General features: G+C 67.6%; 1 protein-coding gene. It reads right to left on the bottom strand.

The window, feature by feature from the left end; translation table 11 throughout:
* On the bottom strand, positions 1-1,277 hold a 1,277-nt coding region (gene leuA / locus Aph01nite_RS40910; RefSeq protein ID WP_204046477.1), incomplete at both ends, for a 2-isopropylmalate synthase.

Below are 1,277 nucleotides of genomic sequence, written 5' to 3'. Positions count from 1 at the left end.
TCGGTGAAGATCTCCCACATCCGCGCCGGGGTGACCTCGCCGCCCTGCGCGTCCGTCCGCGCCTGCACCACCCGGGAGAACTCGATCTGCAGCCGGCGCGGCAGGTCGAGGTGGTGGTCGGCCTTCATGATGTACGCCACGCCGCCCTTGCCCGACTGGCTGTTGACCCGGATGACCGCCTCATACGTCCGGCCGATGTCCTTGGGGTCGATCGGCAGGTACGGCACCGCCCACGTGAACTCCGGCACGGGCACCCCGGCGGCGTCCGCGTCCCGCTCCAGGTGATCGAAGCCCTTCTTGATCGCGTCCTGGTGGGAGCCGGAGAAGGCGGTGTAGACCAGCTCACCGCCCCACGGGTGCCGTGGGTGCACGGGCAGCTGGTTGCAGTACTCGACCACCCGGCGGATCTCATCGATGTCGGAGATGTCGACCTCGGGGTCGATCCCCTGGGAGAACAGGTTCATGCCCAGGGTGATCAGGCAGACGTTGCCGGTGCGCTCGCCGTTGCCGAACAGGCAGCCCTCGATGCGGTCCGCGCCGGCCATGTACCCGAGTTCGGCGGCGGCCACGGCGGTGCCCCGATCGTTGTGCGGATGCAGCGACAGCACGATCGAGTCCCGGTAGGCCAGGTTCCGGTGCATCCACTCGATCTGGTCGGCGTACACGTTCGGGGTGGCCATCTCCACCGTGGCCGGCAGATTGATGATCACCTTGCGGTCGGGGGTGGGCTGCCACACCTCGTTGACGGCGTCGCAGACCTCCACCGCGTACTCCAGCTCGGTGCCGGTGAACGACTCCGGCGAGTACTGGAAGTAGATCTCGGTGTCGCCCATGTCGTCGGCGAGCTTCCGGCACAGCTTGGCGCCCTCGACGGCGATGGCGGTGATGCCGTCCTTGTCCTGCCCGAACACCACCCGCCGCTGCAACGTGGAGGTGGAGTTGTACAGGTGCACGATGGCCTGCCTGGCGCCCCGGATGGACTCGAAGGTCCGCTCGATCAGCTCGGCGCGGGCCTGGGTCAGCACCTGGATCACCACGTCATCGGGGATGCGGTCTTCCTCGATGATCTGGCGGATGAAGTCGAAGTCGGTCTGGGAGGCGGCCGGGAAGCCGACCTCGATCTCCTTGTAGCCCATCGTGACCAGCAGCTCGAACATCTTGAGCTTGCGGTGGGCGTCCATCGGGTCGATCAGGGCCTGGTTGCCGTCCCGCAGGTCCACGGCGCACCAGCGGGGCGCGCGGTCGATGACCTGATCAGGCCAGGTGCGGTCGGTCAG

Source organism: Acrocarpospora phusangensis (assembly GCF_016862995.1).
GTDB classification, from domain to species: Bacteria; Actinomycetota; Actinomycetes; order Streptosporangiales; family Streptosporangiaceae; genus Acrocarpospora; species Acrocarpospora phusangensis.
This window is presented reverse-complemented; position numbering and strand designations above follow the sequence as displayed.